The organism is Dolichospermum sp. UHCC 0259, from assembly GCF_009711935.1.
GTDB lineage: Bacteria > Cyanobacteriota > Cyanobacteriia > Cyanobacteriales > Nostocaceae > Dolichospermum.
On sequence record NZ_VIKX01000030.1, the window covers coordinates 1 to 5,670 of the forward strand.

3 protein-coding genes are annotated in these 5,670 nt (G+C 39.6%); 1 reads left to right on the forward strand and 2 read right to left on the reverse strand.

The window, feature by feature from the left end; translation table 11 throughout:
- Positions 1-164 precede the first annotated feature (164 nt).
- Together FJR05_RS02970 and infC are read right to left on the reverse strand one after the other, a co-directional pair.
- Positions 165-3,203 carry an MFS transporter gene (locus tag FJR05_RS02970; protein ID WP_168642743.1) on the reverse strand — a complete coding sequence of 1,013 codons (3,039 nt, stop codon included), beginning with the start codon at positions 3,201-3,203 and terminating at the stop codon, positions 165-167.
- A gap of 519 nt (positions 3,204-3,722) precedes the next feature.
- A complete protein-coding gene (infC, locus tag FJR05_RS02975; protein WP_015083285.1) occupies positions 3,723-4,256 on the reverse strand; it encodes a translation initiation factor IF-3 in 534 nt (177 codons plus the stop codon).
- 385 nt (positions 4,257-4,641) lie between these two features.
- Here infC and FJR05_RS02980 point away from each other — a divergent pair, with 385 nt between their 5' ends.
- Positions 4,642-5,544 (forward strand): alpha/beta fold hydrolase, encoded by a 903-nt coding sequence (locus FJR05_RS02980; RefSeq protein ID WP_168642744.1) that lies wholly within the window; start codon positions 4,642-4,644, stop codon positions 5,542-5,544.
- Positions 5,545-5,670 lie beyond the last annotated feature (126 nt).

The window sequence follows — 5,670 nt, forward strand, 5'->3', positions numbered from 1 at the left end:
AATCTGAGTCACATCTGCGGAATGTGGGATAAAACATTGGTCAGAAGTAGAAAAACTTGATTCTTCAATATTAAGTTATGTCCTCAATGCAATTAGGATTAAAGGACATTATTTACCACCAAAAAATGATCCTTTACGAAATTGGTGGATGAATGCTTCTTAATTTATTTCTCTGTTTTTATCGTTACAGTTTTCTTCATCAATTCCTGAACTTGAGCCGCTACTAGAGGATGTGGATCTGTTTTCAAGTAAGGAAGAATCTCTTGCACAACCCTCCTAGAAACCACACTCAAATAGGATATGGCCGCTTCCCGGACAAAGCCTGTAGGATGACGCAAAGTTACTAAGATTTGATCAGAACTAACGCGGATATGGGCAGCTTGAGCAAAATGAAAACAACAAGCCAAACACCAATCAGAGAGTAAGTTACCAAGGCTAATTAACTTACGCAGACGATTGGCTACGATGGTTAATTCTTGTTCATTATTTCCAGCCATTGTTTCTGGTTCAACAATGCCATTTTCTATAAGCCGCTGGAGTTTTTCCTGTGGTGGACGACGATCTAAGATATGTAGTAATACTGATTTAGATGCTAACTTTACTGTATGATCTAATATTTCTAAACCTCTAGCTAAACTTACCACCGATTCAGATTGGAGATTTAAGGTTGCGGCTTGAATTTTAGCTGGAGAATAAAGTAATTTTAGTAGTAATAGTAATCTATCTTTCACATCAATTTCTACTTCTAATAATGCTGTTTGTAATAATCCACCAATAGACATTACTCTCTCATTTATGTGATGATTGTCTAAAGAATTAACTAATTGTAAGTCTATATAACCAGCATAAATTTCTCCTAAAAATCGTAATTCTTCTTTAATTAAAGCTTCTATTCTACTTTCATCTAACATCAGTACAACATTCTGATTTTCTGACTGTTGACCGATTTTAATTAAACTCCGTAGAATATATTCCCTGGTGCTACCCCAAGATGTTTCTAGATTTACCCATAAACTTTCCTGTGCTTCGATAGTACCAATGAGAGCAATAGTCCGCCAAGCGTGCATTCTTACTACTTCGGGTTTATAAATATTTGTCGCCAGTTGTAATAAGAGAGGGAGTGCATTGTTCTCTAATCGCACTAAAGCATGGATAGCAGTGGTGCGGGTAGACTTGTAAGATAGGGCTGCTAAGAGGATCGAATAGTATTGTTCTAACCTCGTTGCGGCAATCATTTCCAAGACAGCACAACGGACTCGTAAAGATTTATCTGTTAATAAACTGGGAATATATACTCGTAATTCTTGTAAATCTATGGATTCTCTGAAGGCTTTCACGGCGTTAATTCGCTCTCGTTCCTGGGAATGAGTTAACATTTGCCGCATGGTATCTGTGGCTGCTGCTATTTGGATTGTTGTTCCCTGACGCAGGAGTAAAGCCGCAGCAGTAGCCCGAATGAGTGAATGGTGTTGAGGGTGGAGGTACTTTTCTAAAAGACTTAAATCAGCATTGACATCAGCTAGGGAGATGTAACGTAAAGCTAGAGCGAATACTTCTGGATTAAATGTAGCTGGAGACTGTTCTAATAGGGGACTAACTGCACTCAAGTAGGCTGGATTTGCACCGGCTAAGAGCATGACTTCTAGGCTTTTAGCTTGTAAATCCGGTGCTAGTTGTGGGAGTAAGGGGGCTAAAACCTGGGCTGCTCCCTGGAGATCAATTTGGGCTAAAAGTTCGACACAAGCACCTTTATCGGCTGTGTTGCCTGTTTCTACGAGGGCTTTGACTACCCCTTGTTGGAATACTCGTAAACCGACGGTAGCGGCGCTAACTTCTCCTTTTTCGGCACTTAAAACTAATAAATCAACGTAGCGCGATCGCAATTCCCAAACTACTTTTAAACAAGTGGCCGCAATAATCACTGTTTCGCCCACAAATACCCATTTTTGTAGGGATGGAGGCAAATATTGTTCAACAACCCACAAAGTGCCAAAAATTGCTAATCCTGTTAAACCACTGGATATGGCTTCGGCTGTACCACCGGATAATGTTTGTATCCAACTACGAATTTCTTCAGGAATCGGTTGATATAAAACAGGTCCACTACTAACCACAAAAGTATAGCGGAGAAGTTCATCACAGAATTTGAGACTAACTAAGCCCCAGAAAACAGTTTGGGCTTGAATAGAAGGAAAGAAACTCAACAGAGCGATCGCCGATGGTAATAAAAATCCTACCGTAATTGGTAACAGCGCCGCCGTCGAAAACACCCCAATTTTCTCAATCAACCGACTCGAAACAAACCATTGAGTAAATAACTCACACACCCCCACAATCCCACCAAACAACCCCAAAAAACTCGCCAAATCCTGATTACCAAAGTTAGCATTCAGTTCTCTAAGATATTGAAAATCTATTAACAAGCCCATCACTTGCAACAGGGCTACAAAAATAAACAAATACCACACATAACGCTTCAAAGGAGTTTGCAAGCGACGATGGCGAGTACCCTGTTCTTCAGGAATATCTCTTTGGGGTGTACTCGGAAAAGAACCCTTATATTTATAAGTTAAAAGAAATAAAATTCCCGAACCACAGAGAACCACCAAACAGGCCAGCATAATCACCTGATTCAGCGCCATAACTTTCACCAGTGCAGGTAAACTAAAACCACTGACAACATCTGCTACTAGTAAACCACTGCTAACCAGTGGGTAAGTCCGTTTAATTTCTCGAATATTAAATAATTGATTAGCAACAATTGAAGTATTCAAATCATTGACTACATAACAAGCATCTACCCACAGTCTGAGTAGAAAAATAATCACCATTGCCAAAGACGGAACACTAATTCCCCAACGTAATAATACTAATAAAAATAAAGGCACGATCATACAAGGGACAATCGCCACAATCACCCAACGTAAAGGAAAAATCCTTTGCAACCAAGAAAATAAACCTACCAGTCCCGCACCAAGCACAGCACTAGCAATATAAATCCAAGGTAGTTGTCCCGCTCCATATTGATCTAAAAATAGGGCAACAGTGCTATCCTCTGCCCATCTTAATCCCACAGCTACCGTTGTGTAGAAAGCAAACATCATCCAAGTGCGCTCAAATTCTTCAGGACGGAGATTCACCCACTGAAGCATTCGCGCCAAAACACCTCGATTGCCAGAAAAGCCGTGATTTTTCGATTCCATACAGTTTTATTGTCTGGGTAGCTAAAGTAGGAGTCAGGAGTCAGAAGGAAGAATTAGGAGGAAGAATTAGGAGGAAGAAGGAAGAATTAGGAGGAAGAAGGAAGAATTAGGAGGAAGAAGGAAGAATTAGGAGGAAGAATTAGAATAGTCTCGAATCTGAGAAAGTGATAGCGTAAGCGCTGACTTGTCTGTTTGGTAAATAAACAGTTTCAATGCTTATTACTTGCACTTAATTCACTTTTTTAACCCTGAAACTCTTAATTCTCCCTTATTCTCATTCATTCTCCTTTCTTCTTCATTCTCCTGACTCCTGACTTCTCCTTTCAAACCATAGCAAAAGTCCTGAACAACTGAGTATTATTTTTCCCACTCAGCCGTCAGGACTATCATTTTAGAATAAATTGACATAAATCTAATTATGGATGAATGCTGAGGGAATGGAAAAAACCTTCCCAGTGTCAATTTTAGATCCTATTGTTAACTAATTTATGCAGCATTCATTACAGGTTGTTGACAAAATTATTTTTTTGGTGAAATCAGCATCATCATATTTCGCCCTTCTTTCTTCGGTGCTTGCTGAAGTTCACCAAAAGGCTCTAAATCCGTAGCCATTCGTTTAAGCAACGTTTCTGCCAAGTCACTGTGTTGAATTTCCCGACCTCGGAACATCACAGTAGCCTTAACTTTATCGCCATCTTTGAGGAAGCGTTCGGCTTGTTTAACGCGCACATTATAGTCATGTTCTTCTATTTTGTAGCGCATCTTCACTTCTTTCACATCAGCCGTGTGCTGCTTCTTCCGGGCTTCCCGCGCCTTCTTCTCCTGCTCAAACTTATATTTCCCATAGTCCATTATTCGACATACTGGCGGATCAGCCTTGTCACTAATTAGCACCAGGTCTAATTCCTTTTCCTCTGCTAATTGTATCGCTTCCTGCGGAGTTATAATTCCCAGTTGTGCGCCATCAGTGTCAATCACCCGAATTTTCGGGAAGCGAATCCGTTCGTTAATTTGGGGCAGATCGCGAGTTCTTTTTTTCTCAATCACAGGCATTATGATTAGTGGCAGCTCTTTAGTTAAGATTTTGGACTTGTCTTGATTTAGTTAGGTTAGTTTGATATGCCATTAAAGGCAAAATACAACAGTAACTCAGAATTGGAAAATGAATATCCCTCTCTAGTGTAGCAAATTTATAAGAGAAGTTGAATCAAGTTATTGACTGTATAGCCGGACTCTGAGTTGATTCCACTGCATCATTTTATGTAAGTTACATGATATTTGACACTAATAACTATTGTTACGATTTTCTTCGTGGATACATAATATAGATGATATCTAGAAGATGTTTCCATGATAGCAAAATTAGGTATACATTGAAGCTAATTAAATATAGTGTAACATATATATATAGTTTCCAACTAATCAGCAAGAGATAACTGTGACTACCGCAAGACATTGGCAGCAAAGAGTTGGTAATCAAAGGGATTGGGTGTGGCGTGGTTGGCAAACCCGTTATACTTATATTCGTCCTACCCATGATTATGCAAGAACAACACCCTTAATTTTACTTCACGGTTTTGGGGCTTCCATTGGTCATTGGCGACACAATTTAGAGGTTTTGGGTAAATCTCACACGGTTTACGCTTTGGATATGATTGGTTTTGGGGCTTCGGAAAAAGCTGCAACTAACTACAATGTGGAACTTTGGGTAGAGCAGGTTTACGATTTTTGGAAAACTTTTATCCGTCAACCAGTGGTTTTAGTGGGTAATTCCATCGGTTCACTGATTTCTCTAGTCGCAGCCGCTAACCATCCTGATATGGTACAGGGGATAGTGATGATGAGTTTACCTGATCCCAATTTGGAACAAGAAATGATTCCGACGGCTTTGCAACCTCTTGTCAGCGGGATTAAAAGTATATTTACTTCCAGATTAATATTAAAACCGATATTTTATTTTGTCCGTCGTCCTGGTGTGCTGCGTCCTTGGGCTAGTTTAGCTTATGCAAATCCCGAAGCTATTACTGATGAACTTATAGATATTTTAGCAGGACCTCCACAGGATAGGGGATCTGCTCGTGCTTTTAGAGCCTTGTTTAAAGCCACAACAGGGATGAATTTTAGTCCTAGTGTCAAGAAAATTTTACCAAACTTAACAATTCCCATGCTGTTAATTTGGGGAACAAAAGACCGATTTGTGCCGCCAAAATTAGCAAATCAATTTGTGGGCTACAATGAGAGATTGCAATTGCTATATTTAGAAGATGTGGGTCATTGTCCCCAGGATGAATCACCAGAACAAGTTAATCAGGCAATTTTAGATTGGATTGGTAATTGGTAATTCGTCAGTTGTCAGAATCAGGATTTCCAGGATTAAAGGATGAACAGGATGAAATCTCTGTTTTCATCACCAATTACCAATTACCAATTACCAATTATGGCTCTTGCGCCTCTTTTATGGAGAAAA